The organism is Pseudidiomarina sp. (assembly GCF_048268165.1).
In the GTDB taxonomy this organism is placed as follows: Bacteria; Pseudomonadota; Gammaproteobacteria; order Enterobacterales; family Alteromonadaceae; genus Pseudidiomarina.
This window is the reverse complement of sequence record NZ_JBLWWA010000001.1, coordinates 184,716-202,935: the sequence shown is the minus strand read 5'-3', so window position 1 is coordinate 202,935 and position 18,220 is coordinate 184,716. Positions and strand designations below refer to the sequence as shown.

At 47.8% G+C, this 18,220-nt stretch carries 15 protein-coding genes and 1 other RNA gene; 7 read left to right on the top strand and 9 right to left on the bottom strand.

The window, feature by feature from the left end:
* Positions 1-270 precede the first annotated feature (270 nt).
* On the top strand, positions 271-396 hold the full coding sequence (locus ACN0UY_RS00930) for a hypothetical protein (RefSeq protein WP_417664948.1): 126 nt from the start codon (positions 271-273) through the stop codon (positions 394-396).
* A 53-nt stretch (positions 397-449) separates the two neighbouring features.
* On the opposite strand, the gene ssrA is transcribed toward ACN0UY_RS00930, so the two are convergent.
* The 4 genes from ssrA to ACN0UY_RS00910 all read right to left on the bottom strand — a co-directional run bounded on the left by ssrA (position 450) and on the right by ACN0UY_RS00910 (position 4,892).
* Positions 450-809, bottom strand: a transfer-messenger RNA (tmRNA) gene (ssrA, locus tag ACN0UY_RS00925).
* Between the two features lie 71 nt (positions 810-880).
* A complete protein-coding gene (locus tag ACN0UY_RS00920) occupies positions 881-1,519 on the bottom strand; it encodes a cation transporter (protein ID WP_417664947.1) in 639 nt (212 codons plus the stop codon).
* Between the two features lie 118 nt (positions 1,520-1,637).
* Positions 1,638-3,563 (bottom strand): S8 family serine peptidase, encoded by a 1,926-nt coding sequence (locus tag ACN0UY_RS00915; RefSeq protein WP_417664946.1) that lies wholly within the window; start codon positions 3,561-3,563, stop codon positions 1,638-1,640.
* A gap of 192 nt (positions 3,564-3,755) precedes the next feature.
* Entirely contained in the window at positions 3,756-4,892 is a 1,137-nt protein-coding gene (locus tag ACN0UY_RS00910; protein ID WP_417664945.1) for a peptidase C39 family protein, read from the bottom strand.
* A gap of 164 nt (positions 4,893-5,056) precedes the next feature.
* Between ACN0UY_RS00910 and purM the strand changes: the two genes are divergently transcribed.
* Positions 5,057-6,103 (top strand): phosphoribosylformylglycinamidine cyclo-ligase, encoded by a 1,047-nt coding sequence (gene purM / locus ACN0UY_RS00905; RefSeq protein WP_417664944.1) that lies wholly within the window; start codon positions 5,057-5,059, stop codon positions 6,101-6,103.
* Complete coding sequence (purN, locus tag ACN0UY_RS00900; RefSeq protein WP_417664943.1) at positions 6,100-6,738, top strand: phosphoribosylglycinamide formyltransferase; 639 nt, start codon at positions 6,100-6,102, stop codon at positions 6,736-6,738. Before purM ends, purN begins: the two co-directional genes overlap by 4 nt.
* Here purN and ACN0UY_RS00895 read toward each other — a convergent pair.
* Positions 6,735-7,436, bottom strand: a complete 702-nt coding sequence (locus ACN0UY_RS00895) for a DUF3108 domain-containing protein (protein ID WP_417664942.1) — start codon at positions 7,434-7,436, stop codon at positions 6,735-6,737. The genes purN and ACN0UY_RS00895 overlap by 4 nt on opposite strands.
* A gap of 199 nt (positions 7,437-7,635) precedes the next feature.
* Between ACN0UY_RS00895 and fadE the strand changes: the two genes are divergently transcribed.
* Both fadE and ACN0UY_RS00885 read left to right on the top strand, forming a co-directional pair.
* Entirely contained in the window at positions 7,636-10,095 is a 2,460-nt protein-coding gene (gene fadE / locus ACN0UY_RS00890; protein ID WP_417664941.1) for an acyl-CoA dehydrogenase FadE, read from the top strand.
* Between the two features lie 109 nt (positions 10,096-10,204).
* Positions 10,205-11,764: an AbgT family transporter gene (locus tag ACN0UY_RS00885; protein ID WP_417664940.1), complete on the top strand. Its 1,560-nt coding sequence runs from the start codon at positions 10,205-10,207 to the stop codon at positions 11,762-11,764.
* Positions 11,765-11,770: 6 nt separating this feature from the next.
* Here the strand turns inward: ACN0UY_RS00885 and ACN0UY_RS00880 are convergent, their stop codons facing one another.
* The 3 genes from ACN0UY_RS00880 to ACN0UY_RS00870 are packed head-to-tail and all read right to left on the bottom strand — an operon-like array spanning position 11,771 to position 15,655.
* On the bottom strand, positions 11,771-12,979 hold the full coding sequence (locus tag ACN0UY_RS00880; protein WP_417664939.1) for a multidrug effflux MFS transporter: 1,209 nt from the start codon (positions 12,977-12,979) through the stop codon (positions 11,771-11,773).
* Positions 12,979-14,697 (bottom strand): bifunctional metallophosphatase/5'-nucleotidase, encoded by a 1,719-nt coding sequence (locus ACN0UY_RS00875; RefSeq protein WP_417664938.1) that lies wholly within the window; start codon positions 14,695-14,697, stop codon positions 12,979-12,981. The genes ACN0UY_RS00880 and ACN0UY_RS00875 overlap by 1 nt, the downstream gene beginning before the upstream one ends.
* 25 nt (positions 14,698-14,722) lie before the next feature.
* The gene (locus tag ACN0UY_RS00870) at positions 14,723-15,655 is read right to left on the bottom strand and encodes an isopenicillin N synthase family dioxygenase (protein WP_417664937.1); all 933 of its coding nucleotides are present in this window, start codon (positions 15,653-15,655) and stop codon (positions 14,723-14,725) included.
* A 162-nt stretch (positions 15,656-15,817) separates the two neighbouring features.
* On the opposite strand from ACN0UY_RS00870, the gene ACN0UY_RS00865 reads away from it, so the two are divergent.
* On the top strand, positions 15,818-16,393 hold the full coding sequence (locus ACN0UY_RS00865) for a hypothetical protein (RefSeq protein WP_417664936.1): 576 nt from the start codon (positions 15,818-15,820) through the stop codon (positions 16,391-16,393).
* Between the two features lie 49 nt (positions 16,394-16,442).
* Positions 16,443-17,600: an acetylornithine deacetylase gene (argE, locus tag ACN0UY_RS00860; RefSeq protein WP_417664935.1), complete on the top strand. Its 1,158-nt coding sequence runs from the start codon at positions 16,443-16,445 to the stop codon at positions 17,598-17,600.
* Here the strand turns inward: argE and rnhB are convergent.
* Positions 17,578-18,165, bottom strand: coding sequence for a ribonuclease HII (gene rnhB, locus ACN0UY_RS00855; protein WP_417664934.1), 588 nt, complete (start codon positions 18,163-18,165; stop codon positions 17,578-17,580). The genes argE and rnhB overlap by 23 nt on opposite strands.
* Positions 18,166-18,220 lie beyond the last annotated feature (55 nt).

The following is an 18,220-nucleotide window of genomic DNA, read 5'->3' as shown; positions in this document are numbered from 1 at the left end:
AGTTTGCAGAATACATTCAATTTTGTAACTTCCTTATTGCCAGAGTTCGTAGTATGCCCTTTTGTAGGGAACAATTATTCGTAGGATTAATAAAGTGCTTACGTTAATTTTGGGGGGGGGATTGCGAAATAATGCCTCTATCACTAAAGACTGTCGAACGTAATAACACATATCAAGGTTAGTTGAAGTATTAAAAAACTAGACTAGATTTCAAGCTGACCAGAGCAATTTAGCTCGGGTTGCACGTAGCCTGATTGCGAGGAATACCAAATGAGCATTAAAACGGGTCCAAAGCCCAAAGCAGAATCTACTGGCAAGACTGATAAACGACAACGAGTCACACCTGAAAATAAAACTAAGCATCCGTCTTTAAAGAAACATGAGCATAAAAAGTAACGAGTATGCTGGAAACAAAAAAGCCGCTCAAATGAGCGGCTTTTTATTGGTATTGGTGGAGCTGGCGGGAGTTGAACCCGCGTCCGTAATACCTACATCCTCGGTCCTACATGCTTAGTCAGTCTTTTAATTAATCACCAAGTCGCCGACAGACAGGCTACTTAAGGTGACGATCCCGATTGGTTTTAACGCTTTGGCTACGGGCGAAGCCTCCACGCGAGTTTGCTTTAGGGTGAACCGACTGATCCTAGTCTCACAAACAAAGCGCTAGGGGTCGGGCACAGCGGGTTATTAAGCCGCTAGAGCGTAGTTGTCGTCGTTTGCAACTATTAGGTTGAGGCTTTTTACGAGGCCAGCCTCACCTCGGCATGCACCTTGGGTTTCGTGTATCCCGTCGAATCCAAATCAGCCCCAAGTACTGTTTCAGTCTACACCTATATGGTGCCGTTGTCAGCTATTTCAAGCACAACACAAATAATAATTACTAACCACAACAACCGGAAATATCCGTCAACTCGCCCCGCTTCACCTTGCGTGCGTCGCCAATAATGCGTGTTGCGGAGTGCGCTACAAACAAAGCTATCACCAGTGCAATCAGCAGGTCAGGCCAAGCTTGTTGCTGCGAGCTAACCAGCAACGCAGAGAAAATCACACCGGCATTCATTAGCATGTCATTACGAGAACAAATCCAGCTGGCACGAATGTTAATATCGCCGTTACGCGAACTATACAGCAAAAGAAAACATGCAACATTTACCACCAAGGCCAAGGTGGCAATCGACAACATAGTGTCAGCATCGGGGTTACTTCCCACAACATAACGTTTTATAACATCAATAATCACAAGGCTGGCTAAAGACAGTTGTAGAATACCATTTAGTAACGCGGCATTGGCTTTATAACGTAACGCTTTACCCACAGCATATAGGCTAACTGAATAAACCAAAGCGTCGGCTAACATATCAAGAGAATCTGCGATGAGACCGCTTGATTCAGCTATCCAGCCTGCCACAAATTCCACCACAAACATAATGGCGTTCAAAACCAACACGGTCCACAATAACTGGCGCTGTTTCTTATCTAACTTTTGTTGTTCTGATGAGATACCACAACATTCCGTCATGCCAAACCCCGCCTAAAAATTTAAAGCAGAATTCTACCACAAACGTCGTACCGCAAAAAATCTACGCCATAAAAAAGCCCGCGTTAAAACGCGGGCTTTCGTGCGACAAGAGCATTGGTTATTGCCACTCAACCAACAAGTCGACACCTGAATAGGCCTGGTAGCCCTGAATACTTACGTACCAGCGCCCGCTGCCAGGATTATCAATGGCACAGGTTTCGTTGTTGCCTGAACGGTACGGACGGCAGTCATAGCTTGACTCAGTTGGCTGTGAGCCCTGACGAACATACAAGTCAGCATCACCAGTACCGCCTGACATGGTCACATTCAAACTTGTCATGCCTGCTGGCAAATCAACATAGTAATGTGTCCATGAGCCGGTTGCACCAGATAGGTCGGTTGCTGAAGCAGAACCTCCTTCACCGCCACCACTAGTTGGCTCGGTAAACGACCCAGTCAGGTTCACGCCTGAGAAGCTTGAATAAGCGCGTACCATCACATGGTAGGTACCTGCTTGTACGTTCGAAATGGTACAGGTTTCAGTATTACCACCAAGATAAGGTCGGCAGTCATAGGTTGATGTAGTTGGCTGTGAGCCAAAGCGCACATACAAATCGGCATCGCCCGAACCGCCGTTCATATTAAAGCTTAAGTCAGTTGCGCCCGCAGGAACATCTAAAGTGTAGTAAAGCGCGTCACCCGTTGATGCGGCTAGGTTAGAAACCGTTGCGCCATTACTCAACTCATTGTTAGCGGGTGGTTCTTGGCCACCGCCGCCGGCACAACCATTTGCTGCAATGTAATCAACAGCATCTTTTGTTTGCACCAAACCGTAACCGAAGCGCACGTCGCGCCCTGCAGCCCCTAAATCTTCTGCTGTGGCATTTAATGCATCACGAATTTGCTGCGCACTACAACTTGGATGGTGTGACCATACTAATGCTGCAACACCCGCTACGTGAGGCGATGCCATAGAAGTTCCGCTCATGGTGCCATAGTTGCCTTGGCTTCCGGTACCTTCTGGGTATGTAGATAAAACATCAACACCCGGCGCAGCAATCTCAACTTGGCTATTTTTCTGTGAGAATGACGCCAGAGACTTACTGCTATCAAGTGCCGCAACCGACATAACCGCATTGTAAGAAGCTGGGTAAGACAATGCATCCGTAGAGCTGTAGGCAGAACCGTCGTTACCAGCAGCAGCTATTAATAGCACGCCTTGGTTAAACAGGTTCTGCATAGCATTGGCCTCGGTTTGACTTGCGCCACCGCCGCCTAAGCTCATATTCACTACATCTGAGCCGTTGTCAGCACAGGTTTCAATCGCTGCGACCAATGAAGACGAGTAACCCCACCCGCTTGAATTAAACACTTTCACAATGTGCATGTTTGGATTACTACCAATCACACCACGAACGCCTAATCCGTTGTTTAATGCTGCAATGGTACCCGCAACATGGGTGCCGTGTGGGCCGCCTTGGTCGTACCAATTGCCAGTGCCACTGTCGTTTGTACCATTGATGGTATCAAAACGTGTACCCATGTCTTCGTGCGGCAGGTCTAGCCCCGAGTCAATCACACAGATTTTCTTACCACCAGCGGCCGCTGATGCGACACTGTCGTCAACTTGATCAGCTTGAACCATACCAATACCGTAAGGTACGGTTTGCGCCATTAACCGGCGTTTCTGGTCCACTTCAATGTATTCAACGTTCGGATTCTTTTCGAATCGTTTCTTGTCTTTCTCGCTCATTTCCGCGGCAATAGCCAAGTTATGACGCATGCTCACTTTAACTTTACCACCAGCCTTCTCAACCATACTACGCGCATGAGCCAAAGCTAGCTCAGAGCGACCACGACTGTTGGCTTTATTCACAGCTTTGCTATTTTCTTTAAATTTTATTATATAGCGCTGTGATTGCACTGAATCAGCTTGTTGAACTGCTTGTAATGGTTGAGCTTTAGAGTGGTCAGGAGGCTGCGCTACGGCTGCAGAAATAGACACTGCCAACGCGGACAGCGTAAGGATACTTAGTTTTTTCATGCTGTATTATCTCTTTTAGTTTTTATTCATTGGCTTGTTGCAAGCCAGTGATACACAGCAGCGGCGGGATACAACGTTTGGCTGCAAGAACTGGTGGTTAAAAACACACCAGTTATCACAATCTAACAAAGCTTCAGGAGCTTACGAATACATACAAAGTTAAGCAAGTGTAAAGGTAAGTAAATCAATCAATTAGTGTTTTGGCCGGCTCAATACAACAGCAGCCTTTTGCTTACGCTTGCCGAAGCCAAACGCGCGGCGAAAGGTGGCTAATGGAATCGGTAAATATTGCCGTTCAGCAGCCGATTGCCACGGTAAACTATCTTGGTCTGGGTCATTAATGTACACATAGTGATCGTCAGCGGCGCAAATAAGTACCCAATGCGGCGCTTTGCTTTCGTCAAAAACGTAGGTACTAATCAAGGCGACCACTAATTTACCTTCGCCAAGATCACGCAGCAGCTTCGCTAATGGATAATCACCGACAATAATTGGCACATTAGCTGCCTTTAGCGCAGCTATGTCGGACTCTTGAATGCGCGCCATAATTTGCTTTTTATCGGCGCTGCGCACTGAATCTAATAGCAAGGGGCCTTTTTCACTCACATGCAACTGAACCGTTAAACCACGTTTGAATGCAGCACGCGCTAAGCCATGTGGGCCGCAACCACCATGTCCCGAGGTCATAAAAATGGTGGTGGCTTCCCGCCAAATCTCGAGCTCTTCATGATGTGGGTCATGGCAAGGAATATCAAAATAGGCCATGGCCATTAATAAGCTGGCTGGGCCACAGGTAAATTCCGTGGTTTGAGTACGGTACGGCACCAGGCGCTGATTTTCGTTATCAAGCTCGTTAAATTCAAAGCGCGGCAACAACTTTTGCAGCACCAATGCGTCACTGTCGTCCTCGTAGTATTCAGGCCGAATCTCCATGTCGTAATAACCAGCATGGTGATACATTTTTAACGCCGCAAAGTTATCAATTTTTACTTCTAGACGCATAAACAGGCAGTGCTTTTCATCGGCTGCCGTTTCAGCTGCATCAAGCAACATTCGGCCGATGCCACAGCGCCGAAACTCAGGGTCAACAGCAAGTGAATAAAGGCGTGCCAGCTCGGTTGCTTGACGATACAGCACAATAAAATAGCCAACCACGCGCCCTTCAAATTTGGCAACTCTGAAATCGCCAATGTGTTGATCAATAAAGCGTTTGAAGCTACGACGGCTTATTCGGTCGGTTACGAAGCTACGAATTTCTAACTGTTCGAGCTCGTCCAAATCATTACGATTCGCGGCAACGAGTTCAATTTGGTTCAAGCTAAGTTGCATTGCACTGCCATAGCGTGGCTTTCACGCAAATAAGAAATGAACGTCTATTATAATCTTAAATGTGAATGAAAAAACAACTATCTGCAATCAATACGCTATCGCGCAAAGCGACCGAAAGTGTTAAACTTGCGCGCAAATTTTTTGCCCGAGCTGAGGACCCACCCGTGAGCAATGATAAACCATCTTTAAGTTACAAAGACGCTGGTGTCGATATCGACGCAGGTAATGCCCTAGTTGAACGTATCAAAGGTGTTACCAAACGCACCAAGCGCCCCGAAGTAATGGGTAGCATTGGCGGATTCGGTGCATTGTGTGAGTTGCCAACCAAGTACAAACAGCCTGTTTTAGTTTCTGGTACGGATGGCGTGGGTACCAAATTACGTTTGGCAATCGACTTGAAAAAGCACGATACCGTGGGCATCGACTTGGTTGCCATGTGTGTGAATGACCTCATTGTGCAAGGCGCAGAGCCGTTGTTTTTCCTCGACTACTACGCTACCGGCAAACTCGACATTGATGTTGCTGCAGATGTAGTAACCGGCATTGGCGAAGGCTGTGTGCAAGCTGGCTGCGCTTTAATAGGTGGTGAAACTGCTGAAATGCCAGGCATGTACGAGCATGGCGATTATGACATTGCTGGTTTTTGTGTCGGCGTTGTTGAAAAAGAACAAATCATTGACGGCACCAAAGTTGCTCCGGGTGATGCCTTGGTAGCCCTTGGTTCTTCTGGCCCGCATTCAAACGGTTATTCGTTGGTTCGCAAAATTCTTGAAGTAAGCGGCGTTAACCCAAGCGAAGAAATGCTTGATGGTAAGCCACTTGCTGAACACCTGTTAGCACCGACCAAGATTTACGTGAAGTCAGTACTGGCGTTACTGGAACAGTGTGACGTGCATGCCATTTCCCACATTACCGGTGGTGGCTTCTGGGAAAACATTCCACGCGTACTGCCTGAATCAGCCAAAGCCGTTGTTGATGATAGCAGCTGGGAGTGGCCGTTGGTGTTTAACTGGTTACAACACAACGGTAACGTCACCACCAAAGAAATGTACCGCACTTTCAATTGCGGCGTTGGCTTAATCATTGCCATGCCGAATGAACAAGCTGAACGCGCGGTTGCCCTATTGCGTGAACATGGTGAAGACGCATGGGTTATTGGCCAAGTGGCAGCACGTAGCGGCGATGAAGCGCAGGTTGAAATTCATTCATGAAGCGTATTGTCGTTTTAATCAGTGGTTCTGGCACCAACATGCAGGCAATTATTGACGCCTGCCAAGCCGGTAAAATTGCTGGTGAAGTGGTTGCTGTTATCAGTAACAAAGCTGGTGTAGCTGGGCTTGAGAAAGCCCAAGCTGCAGGCGTACCAACCGCTGTGCTCTCGCACAAAGACTTCGATTCGCGTGAAGCCTATGACCAAGAACTGCAACAGCTGATTGACGGCTATACGCCAGATTTGATTGTGTTGGCAGGCTTTATGCGCATTCTTACACCTGACTTTACCCGCCATTACCATGGTCGGATGCTCAACATCCACCCTTCGCTACTGCCTAAATACAAAGGGATAAACACCCACCAACGCGCTTTAGATGCGGGCGACACTGAACACGGTGTCAGTGTCCACTTTGTGACTGAAGAGCTTGACGGTGGCCCGGTGATTCTGCAAGCCACCATTCCGGTATTTGACGGTGACACGGCAGCGGACTTGCAGGCGCGTGTACACACGCAAGAGCACGCCATTTATCCACTGGTAGTAAGTTGGTTCTGCAAAGGCCGTTTGCGTTTAACCACAAACGGCGCTGAGTTGGATGAGCAACCGTTAGGGCCGTCAGGTTACGCGGCTGACTAATTAATATGGCTTAGCTGGAGTGTGGCAACCTCGTCACCGTCTTCACGCTGAGCCATTTTCACTAATACGTAGTCTAAATCTGGCGCAAACCAATAATCGGTTTCGCGACTGGAGTTTTCGCGCACCCGCCCAACTTTAATCGCTTCAACAGCGCCATAAGGCAATTGCAGCTGTTCGGTTCCGGTTCGACGAAAGGTTAGCTCTTCAGCCTGCCCTTTTTCATCAAGCACAAAATAAACAAATGAATCATTTTTTGAATGCTGCAAATCAAGGCGCAATTGTTCAATACTCGCCGCTTCATCCATGACGTACTTACTGGCGTCAATCGGCAAAGTTTGCTTGGATTCATTGTTTATGATCACCTTATTGGCATGATCAAAAGTCCCACTAAAGCCTTTATTGCGCCCAGTTCCTGAGCGTTTATAGTCAAATGTATGTGACTTTACCTGGCCATTATCCACGGTGAATTCAGACCAAAACCGGCGCCGATCAGATAAAAATAATAACGAAATTTCAGTTTCTGTGTACAAACTGTAGGTACCATCGTTTAAAGACACACGACGCAGCGCTTCACCATAATTGCTGCCTCCACGTTGCACTTCGTAGCGTGTTTCATAGGTGCTCAACTCAGCTGCCTGCACGGCACTCGTTGCTGCAACCAATACACACACAAAACCAATAAACTGAATAACTTTCATAGATATTCCTATCGTTGTTCATAATCCAGAATGGATTCTATTTCGTTAAGACATACAACACGAAGTAAAGTTTAAACATTTTGATAAAGAATAGTCGTTCGCTCACCGCTTTTTCCCTTGAAAAATGTGATCAAACCGACTACCCTCAACGTAACTATTACTGGTCAGACCTGTTATTGAAACAACGGAGTTAAGTAACATGAGTATTGCCTTATGGGTTATCGCTACCCTACTCGTTTTGGGTGGTTTTTTGTATTATCGCAGTTCGCTGCTCATTACGAGCATCGGCCTAGTTGGTCTATTCGCCATTGGTAGCTGGTTCGACATTGTCGGCCCTGTACTGTGGGTACTGTTGGCGGTGGTTTTGCTGCCACTAAATATTACTGCTTTTCGTCGTGGCGTTTTAACAAAAGGAATTTTGGGTGCATACCGTAAAGTTATGCCAGAAATTTCAGAAACTGAGAAAGACGCAATTGACGCGGGTACCACATGGTGGGAAGGCGAATTATTCCGTGGTGCACCTGCTTGGAAAAAACTTCACAGCATTCAAAAAGCAGAATTAAGCGCTGAAGAAAAAGCATTCTTAGAAGGACCATGTGAAGAACTCTGCAAAATGATGAACGATTGGGAAGCTACCCATGAACTTGCAGACATGCCTGAGCACGTGTGGCAATACCTTAAAGATCATAAGTTCTTCGCCATGATCATTAAGAAAGAATACGGTGGCTTAGAATTCTCAGCTTATGCGCAATCGCGTGTGCTGCAGAAAGTTGCTGGGGTCAGCACAATTTTAGCATCAACCATTGGTGTGCCAAATTCTTTAGGCCCAGGTGAGTTGCTGCAACATTACGGCACCAAAGAACAAAAAGACCATTACCTGCCTCGTTTGGCCAAGGGTTTGGAAATTCCATGTTTTGCCCTGACTAGCCCAGAAGCTGGTTCAGATGCAGGCTCAATTCCAGATACTGGTGTGATCTGCAAAGGCGAATGGGAAGGCAAGGAAATTGTCGGTATCCGATTAAACTTTGACAAGCGCTATATTACCCTCGCGCCTGTCGCGACTGTACTTGGTTTGGCATTTAAATTGTCTGACCCAGATAAATTACTCGGTGACAAAGAAGAATTAGGCATTACAGCGGCACTGATTCCGCACGATACCAAAGGCGTTGAAACCGGCCGTCGTCATTTCCCGCTAAATGTACCGTTCCAAAATGGTCCAGTACGCGGAAAAGATGTATTTGTGCCGCTCGACTACATTATTGGCGGCCCGAAAATGGCCGGTAAAGGCTGGCGTATGCTGGTTGAATGTTTATCGGTTGGCCGTGCTATCACCTTGCCTTCAAACAGCGCGGGCGGTGTTAAATCAATCGCGTTAGCAACTGGCGCATATTCATACATTCGCCGTCAATTCCGCTTACCTATTGGTAAAATGGAAGGTGTGCAAGAAGCATTAGCACGATTGGGCGGCAATGCTTATTTAATGGATGCGGTAACCAGCTTCTCCACCAAAGGCATCGATCTTGGAGAAAAACCATCAGTAATTTCTGCAATCGCCAAATACCACATGACCGAAAAACTTCGTCAGTGCATGGACGACGCCATGGACATTCATGGTGGTAAAGGTATTTGTTTAGGCCCAAACAACTATTTAGGCCGTGGCTACCAAGGCGTGCCCGTTGCAATCACCGTAGAAGGCGCGAATATTTTAACGCGTAACCTGATGATTTATGGTCAAGGCGCGATTCGTTGTCACCCTTATGTTCTTGAAGAAATGCTGTCTTCGGCAGAAACCAATGCTGCAGGCTTGAAGCGTTTTGATAAAGCAATTTGGGGCCATATTGGCTTCGGTATGAGTAACTTTGTGCGCTCACTGGTGCTTGGTTTAGGCTTTTGGCGCTTCACCAGCTCACCATACAGCGACAGCACAGCGCAATACTACAAGCAAATGAACCGCTTCAGCGCCAACTTGGCATTGTTGTCAGACGTTGCCATGGGCGTACTTGGTGGGTCACTGAAGCGTAAGCAGCGTATTTCTGCGCGCCTCGGCGACATGTTGAGCTACTTGTTCATTGCTTCGGCAACCCTAAAACGCTTCGAAGACGAAGGCCGTCAGAAAGACGACTTGCCGTTGCTGCATTGGGCCCTGCAAGACACCTTGTACAAACTACAAGAGAGTCAGCTTGCATTGCTGGACAACTTTGGCGCCGTGGGCACCACCATGAAAGTTGTGATGTATCCGTTTGGTCGAATTGTGAAACGTCCTTCTGATCGTCTAGACAGTAAAGTAGCTAAAATCTTACTTAAACCAAACGCCAGCCGTGAACGTTTAGGTCAAGGTCAATTCTTATCACCGGAAGGTCAATTCGGTTATTTAGAGCAAACACTGCGTGACATCATCGAAGCAGAGCCGCTGTTCGACCGAGTCCGTAAAGCTGCTGATGACCGTCGCATGCCGTTCATGTTCCTTGACCAGGTTGCCGCGAAAGGCAAAGAACTTGGTGTACTGAGTGACGATGAAATTGAATTACTTCGCCGCGCAGAACAAGGCCGGTTGCGTGTGATTAACGTGGACGATTTCGCCCATGAAGATCTGATTGCAGGCAAGCATGCACGTGAGGTGGCTCTAGCAAGCGTTAAAAAGCAAGATAGCGCGGCATAACAGCCAGTTATCCTGAATCAAAGGCCAATCCTCGCGATTGGCCTTTTTTATGTGTACAATCCTGCCCTTGTCCGACTAAAACGATACTAAAAACAGGAGCTGGAATTGCATGACGCAAGCCTCATCATCAGCTGAAAAGCGCGGCGCATTTACGCGTTTTCTCGATACCGTCGAATGGCTCGGTAACCTACTGCCTCACCCCATTACCTTATTCGCTCTGTTCGCGTTAGGTATTATATTTTTAAGTGGCGTAGCCGGATATTTCGGTTTAAGCGCCCAAGACCCTCGTCCAGGTGGCGAATTGATTGAAGTCGTCAGCCTACTAAATGCCGAAGGCCTACAACGCATCGTTACTGGCTTAGTGACCAACTTCACCGGGTTCACGCCGTTAGGTACCGTGTTGGTAGCCTTACTGGGTGTGGGTATTGCTGAACGCTCTGGTATGCTTTCTGCCGCCATGCGTGGTTTGGTTATGAACGCACACCCACGCGCAGTAACCGTTGCGGTTGTGTTCGCAGGTGTCGTGTCCAACACTGCTGCTGAACTTGGCTACGTGGTTTTGGTGCCACTTTCGGCAATGATTTTCCATTCCTTAGGGCGTCACCCATTGGCCGGCCTTGCTGCTGCATTCTCCGGCGTATCGGCTGGCTACAGTGCCAACTTGCTTATCGGAACCGTTGACCCATTATTGGCCGGTATCACCACCAAAGCTGCCAATATCATTGACCCTGAATATTATGTTGGGCCTGAAGCGAACTGGTATTTCATGTTCATTTCAACGTTCCTGATTGCCATAATGGGTACCTTCGTAACTGAAAAAATCGTAGAGCCAAAACTTGGTAAATACGATCCCAAAGAAGCCAGCATCAACCTCAGCGAGCAAAAAATTGAATCACTCAGTTCAATTGAGAAGAAGGGCTTAATTGGCGCCGGTTTGAGCTTTTTATTACTGGGTATTTTACTGGCCCTCACCATAGTTCCAGAATGGGGTATTTTACGTAACCCTGAAACCGGAGAAGTTGCTGGCTCCCCATTCCTAAAAGGTATTGTGGCGTTTATTTTTATTACCTTTGCTGTTCCGGGCTATGTATATGGCCGTATCACCAAGGTAATGCGTAGCGACCGTGATGTAATTGACGCCATGTCGGAAAGCATGAGCACCATGGGCATGTACATTGTGTTGGTGTTCTTTGCGGCGCAATTCGTTGCATTCTTTGGCTGGACCAACTTTGGCAGTATTTTAGCGATAAAAGGCGCAACCTTTTTGCAGGAAGTGGGCCTCACCGGACCATCGGTATTCATCCTGTTTATTCTGATGTGCGCTTTTGTAAACCTCATGCTGGGGTCTGCGTCGGCACAATGGGCCATTACCGCACCAATTTTTGTGCCTATGTTAATGCTGATCGGTTATGCCCCAGAAGTGATTCAAGCGGCATATCGTATTGGTGACTCAGTGACCAATATCATTACCCCAATGATGAGTTATTTCGGCTTAATCTTGGCGGTGGCGGTACGCTATAAGAAAGACACAGGCATAGGCACCATGATTGCCATGATGCTGCCATACTCAATCATGTTCTTACTGGGTTGGGCGAGCTTGTTCTTCTTGTGGGTGTTCGCATTTGATATGCCGGTTGGTATCAACACACCAACCTATTACACCCCTTAAGAATCATTAAAGATCAGCGGCCAATGGCTCTTCTCGTCGAAGCAGGCGGTAAATAATTACCGCCGTCAGGCCGCATGATCCCATAACAAATAACATCGCAAGCGGGTGATAGTGCCCAAACACACTGACTAGTGCAGAAATAATCCCCGCAATCAGGAACTGTAAACTACCTGTCACTGCAGATGCTGAGCCAGCGCGTTCTTGCTGCTCAGCAAGCGCGCCTGCCATAGCATTTGGAAAAACCATACCCAAGGTACTTACGTATAAGAATAATGGCACCAGCACGCCAATAAGCCCAAAATCATTCCAGCCTGCGGTTATCAGCATCAACGAAATAATGCCCAGAATCGGGAGTGACTTGTTCAGTATCTTGCGTGAATCACGGCGGCGTAGAATCCATGCATTAAATTGTGCCATACCGATAATCCCAACCGCATTAGCGCCAAATAACCAACTGTAATGGGTTGGTGAGAGGCCAAAATGCTCAATAAACACAAGCGGTGACGCGGTAATGTAGGCAAACAACCCCGACTGCGCGATACCGCCACTTAGGGAGTAACGCAAAAAGCTTGGGTCTTTCAATACGCTCCAATAAATCGGTAGGCTGGAGCGAATGCGAACTGCAGTATTGGGTAACCGTGTTTCAGGTAAACGCACATGCACAATTGCAAGGCAAGCGACGGCTAAAGCCGCAACAATCACGAATATTGCCTGCCAGCCGAAGGCCGCGGTGACATACGCGCCAGCCAGCGGCGCTAAAATAGGCGCAATCCCCATCACGAGAATCAAAAAGCTAAATACCTGCGCCGATGCTTGTGGCGTGTAGAGATCGCGCACCATAGCGCGGGCTATAACCAACCCCGCACACGAGCCAATAGCTTGCAAAAATCGCAGAACAATGAGGCTTTCAAGGTTCGGCGCAAAAGCACAGGCAATGGAGGTAATAATATAAAGCACCAGCCCGAAATAGAGCGGCGGCTTGCGGCCAAATCGGTCTGAGGCGGTGCCGTACAGCAACTGGCCGATGAATAAACCAAGGAAGAATGATGTTAACGACAGTTCAACCCGATTTGATTCAATTGAGAAGCTTTCCGCAATATCGCCGAACGCAGGCAAGTACATATCAATCGACAGTGGCCCGAACGCCGTTAGCAGCGCCAGAACAACCACGGTTAAATCAAATCGTGCGGTATCCGAAATCTTGTATATTGTCATTACTCGGCCGCTGTATAGCTAATTGTGCTATGCGCATCTGGCCGTTTTATTGTTTTTATTTTGCGGGCCCAATCCACAAACGATTGCGCATAGTTGACGTAGGTATCGGTACTACGGCCGTCAGCGGAAATGTCCGCTAACAACGCCCATCCGTCGTTACCAGCAGCCAAAAAGCTATTGGTTACCATGGTATACGTCTGTGACATTTGTATAGGTTGCCAACCGGTTGGTGTTTCTACCTCAAGTTGACTCACACGTTCACCATTAACGGCTGCCATATTCACGGCGAAGCGAATGCCTGCGCCATGCGGATACGCACCATCGGAACCGCCCGCAGAAATGGCATAAGCAAGCGCTTGCTCCAGCACCTGCTTCACTTCCTGGCCTGTGATCTGCATTTCAACCAAGGTGTTCGCAAACGGCAGCAAACTGTATACGTCCGCCACCGTGAGCTCACCGGTAATTATTTCACGACGCACGCCGCCGCCGTTTTGCAATGCAAAATCAGCTTGAGGTGCGCTCGCCAGAAAGGCTTCTGCAACAACCCGGTGCGCATCAGACTGCCGACCGGCACCGCACTCAGGGTTCGTCAACGGCCCCATGCGGCGCAAGCAAAGGCGTTCCTCTACTTGTGCAATGACTTGCTGGGTCAACACATCAATTTCTTCTTGGTAATGCTCTAATTGCTCTAAAACTGCAGGATGCTCAGCAACCGCCGCAAACTGCGCTAACGAGCCAACTTGGTCTGGCGCATTCTCGGCAACCAGAAAGTGTGACTGGCCGCCACAATCAGCAACGCTATTGCCATCAAACGACACCGTTAGCTCGCCGACAACTTGGCTGTATTGCCATGCGTGCGCCACACAGACCAGATCCCCTTCAGCATTGGTTACTTGCATTGGGTACGGGCCAACACTTGGTAATCCATATCGACTGTAGTCACCCATTAGCGTGTGGGAATCACCACCAATAATAAAGTCTACTGCAGGTAGCTTTTCAGCAAGTTTAAGGTCATTTCGATATTGAATGTGTGTGAGTAAGCCAATCTTCTCAATACCAAGCCCACGCAATTCGTCAATGTAGTATTTGGCCGTTTCATATTCGTCAGCAAACAACGTGGTTTTATCGGGCTGCGATGAATTTTTGGTTTTAACGGCAATGTCCAAGCCAATCAAACCAATGCGTTCGCCACCAACTTTATACACCGCATACGGCTTAAAGCTGTCCCAACGGGTTTTGGGAGTCAGTGGCGAAGCCCCAACTTCCGGCTCAACGTTCGCGCCTAATACCACGGTGCCACAGGCACTCATGCTTAACGCTTCCAGAAACCGCTTCAGGCCAGCGTCGCCGTTATCAAATTCATGATTCCCTAATGCCAGCGCATCGAAACACACAAGATTCATCAGTGCCGCGTCTGCCGCGCCATCAAACAACGTGTAAAATAACGTGCCAGTAATCGCGTCACCGGCATGCAGCGTTAATACGTTTTCCTGGCGTGTTCGAATCGCTTCAATTTGAGTGGCTACACGGGCAAATCCGCCCGTTTCAACAGCGAACGTTTCGCCGTTGACATTAATGGCCGTACGTTGCATCGGTAATAAGTGCGAATGGTGATCATTAATGTGAGCAACCGTTAGTTGAAACGGCTGCGGTTCTGAAAGTTGCGCGCAACTCGCCAGTATAATACTGCTTAAAAGGGTTAACGCTAAACGTTTCATCACCATTCCTTCACCTAGTTATTCGTTACTTCACTAAACCAATTTCGCGCAATCGCTCCATCAGGTAATCATCGGAACTAATGGGATCAAATTTTTGCGGGTTAGCATCTGTTATACAGCTTTCCAATGGCGTTATCATGACATCTGGATTGAAATGCAAGAAAAACGGAATGGAATAGCGTGATTTATGACTATAGGGTTCTGGCGGATTTACCACGCGGTGCGTAGTCGACGGCAACACGCCATTGGTCATGCGCTGCAACATATCGCCCACATTACAGATGATTGCGCCCTCAATGATGGTTACTGGAATCCATGAACCGTCTTTTGCGAGTACTTCGAGGCCGGGTTCACGTGAGCCAACCAACAATGTCAGTACATTAATGTCCTCATGCGCTCCAGCGCGCACTGACGGTGTACCTTCATCAATAATTGGTGGGTAATGCAATGGGCGTAAAATCGAGTTACCCAAGTTCACTTTATCGTTGAAGAAGTCTCGTGGCTGCTTCAAATAAACCGCTAACGCTTCAAGCACCTGCAAACCCAGCGCATCGAGTGCTTCGTAGAGTTTTAAGATTTTACCTTTGAATTCAGGGAGCTCCTGCGGCCAAATATTCGGCTTAAGTTGAGAAAATGGCGGCTCGCCCTCAATTTCACGGCCAACATGCCAAAATTCCTTCAAATCCACGTGTTTGGCATCTTTGGCAATCTCGGTTCCAAATGGCGTATAGCCTCGCGCACCGCCGCCACCAGGTATGTGATATTGCTTTTTGACTGATTCGGGCAACGCAAACAATTCACGACAAATATCTAATGCATTATCGATAAGCTGCTGATCAATACCGTGCTTTGTCAAAGCAACAAAACCATTGCTTTCATAGCCTTCGCCTACATGTTGTGCAAAAGCATTAAAGTCTTCGCCATACAGGCTCATATCAATATGCGGAATGGATTTCATGGATGTTGTTTCCCAAGGAATGAATTCATACAAAATAGGCGCATATGCTAAGTAGTTTAGCTTGTCTAAACAAGGGTAAATCTTGCGTAAACCGCCTTTTGCTTACAATTTTAAGTTGCTACCGTCTCATGCAGATTCTAGCAAAAAGTGAGGGAAATCACGATGAAATTGCAACAAAGCGTTCTTTGCGCGACTCTGTTTGCGTCAAGCTTAGTCTTAACCGGCACCGCAGCAGCTCAAAGTCAGCAAAATCAAACACAACAACACCGTTACTCTGCATACAATTATGCCAGCGTCGGCGTTGCTGATCATGATGGCGGCGATAGCATTGTGGTTGAGGGTTCTTATGAATTTAAAAGCCCATATTTTGTCAGCGGTTACTATCGCAATTTCGATAATAACGCAGGTAGCAGCGCAGATTCACTGAGTGTGAAGCTCGGTCGCTACTTTTGGCTTAACAACGGTTTGACGGCCGATGTCGGCGCGCGTGTCGGTCGTGTTGACTTTGGTCCTGTCGACAGCAACTTCTGGGGCGTTGAAGCGAACCTGCGTCAACGCGTTGATCAATTTGAGTTTTATGGCGGTCTCGGTTGGGTTGATTACACCGATGCAGGCTCAGACAATCAATACCAGTTTGGCGTTAATTACTACATCGACTCCAACCTTTCGGTAGGGGTTGGGTATCAAGACAGTGAATATGGCGATGGTGTTCGCTTCCGTGGTAGTTATCACTTCTAATTAATTCAGGTATGCTGTGGCTCATTGACGGTTGTGTTGGAGACCTGTGATGCCACAGCTACCTAGTTTTATCCAAATGTATCGCGATTTAGTCGCGATACCATCTGTTTCATGTCTGGATCCCAGCTGGGATACCAGCAATAAAGAAGTTATCGAAAAGCTTGCCGGATGGCTGGAAAGTCTCGGGTTTCAAATCGACGTGCATGAACTCGACCGCCAACCCGGTAAATACAATCTGCTTGCGCACTATGTGCCAGACGGCATGACACAAGGCGGTTTATTGCTAGCAGGGCACACCGACACCGTGCCATGGGATGAAGGCCGCTGGACACATGACCCATTTAAGCTACGCGAAGAAAACGGCCGCTTATATGGCCTAGGCACTGCCGATATGAAAGGCTTTTTCGCGTTTGTGATTGAAGCGCTGCGTCGTATCGACCTGCGCACGTTAAAAAAGCCACTGTATATTTTGGCAACAGCCGATGAAGAGACAACCATGGCTGGCGCCCGCGAGCTTGACGCCTTTGGCCATCTCAAACCTGATTTTGCAATCATTGGTGAACCCACATCAATGACACCCGTGATCATGCATAAGGGTCATCTAACCGAGTCAGTTCGCGTTACTGGCAAGTCAGGACACAGCTCAAACCCTGCTGCAGGTATAAATGCAATTGAAGTTATGCATGATGTCATTACGCAACTGCGCAGCGTGCAAAACGATTTCCGTAAGCGTTATCAGGATGATTCGTTCGAAGTACCCTACCCAACACTTAACTTCGGCGCAATTCACGGTGGCGATGCCGCCAACAGAATCTGTGCTTGTTGCGAACTGCATCTCGACATGCGCCCGTTGCCAGGCATGAACATCGACGAACTCTATGGCGTGATTGACGAGCGCTTAATTGAAGTGAAGGCGAAATACCCTGGCGCTATCTGTTTAGAACATATGCATGAGCCCATTCCAGGCTATCGCTGTGACCCTGAATCTGAAATAGTACAGTTAGCCCAAGGCTTAACGGGTAATCCTCCAGAGCCTGCCAATTACTGCACTGAGGCGCCTTTCGTGCAGGCGTTAGGTTGCCAAACTATCATTATGGGTCCCGGCAATATCGCCCAAGCCCACCAACCCGATGAATTTATTCAAATCGACGAAATTGCGCCAGCCCAAAGTCAGTTGCGCGACCTTATTCGTTCGGTGTGCTTGTAGCGGCCAGCAACCGCGCTACCGGCCCAAAACTTTTTCGGTGAATGCTACAAGGCCCATGAACTTGCAAAGCTTCTAAGTGGGCCTTGGTTGGGTACGCTTTATGTTTGGCGAAGTCATAATCGGGATACAGGGCATGCCATTCAAACATTTGCCGATCGCGCTCAACCTTGGCCAATATCGATGCGGCACCAATACAGGCCTCTAAAGCATCACCACCCACTATAGCCTCGGCAGGCACGTTTAAGTTCGGTAGCTTATTGCCATCCACTAAGACTTTACTGGGTGCAACAGGCAAAGCTTCTACGGCACGCTTCATCGCCAACAATGAGGCCTGCAGAATATTTATCTGGTCAATTTCGTCCGCATCACATTGCGCAATCGACCAATACAACGCCTTTTCTTTAATTTCCAGACTCAACGCTTCACGCTTTTTCTCTGAAAGTTTTTTAGAATCCGTTATGCCGTCAATAGGTTGAGCTGGGTCTAAAATCACCGCTGCTGCAACCACAGGACCGGCTATAGGCCCCCGCCCTGCTTCATCTGTTCCACAAATCATCTGTTTCATCTTGTAGTTGTTGTGTATTGTTACCTTATGATACTTTCGTCTTAATCATAATAAC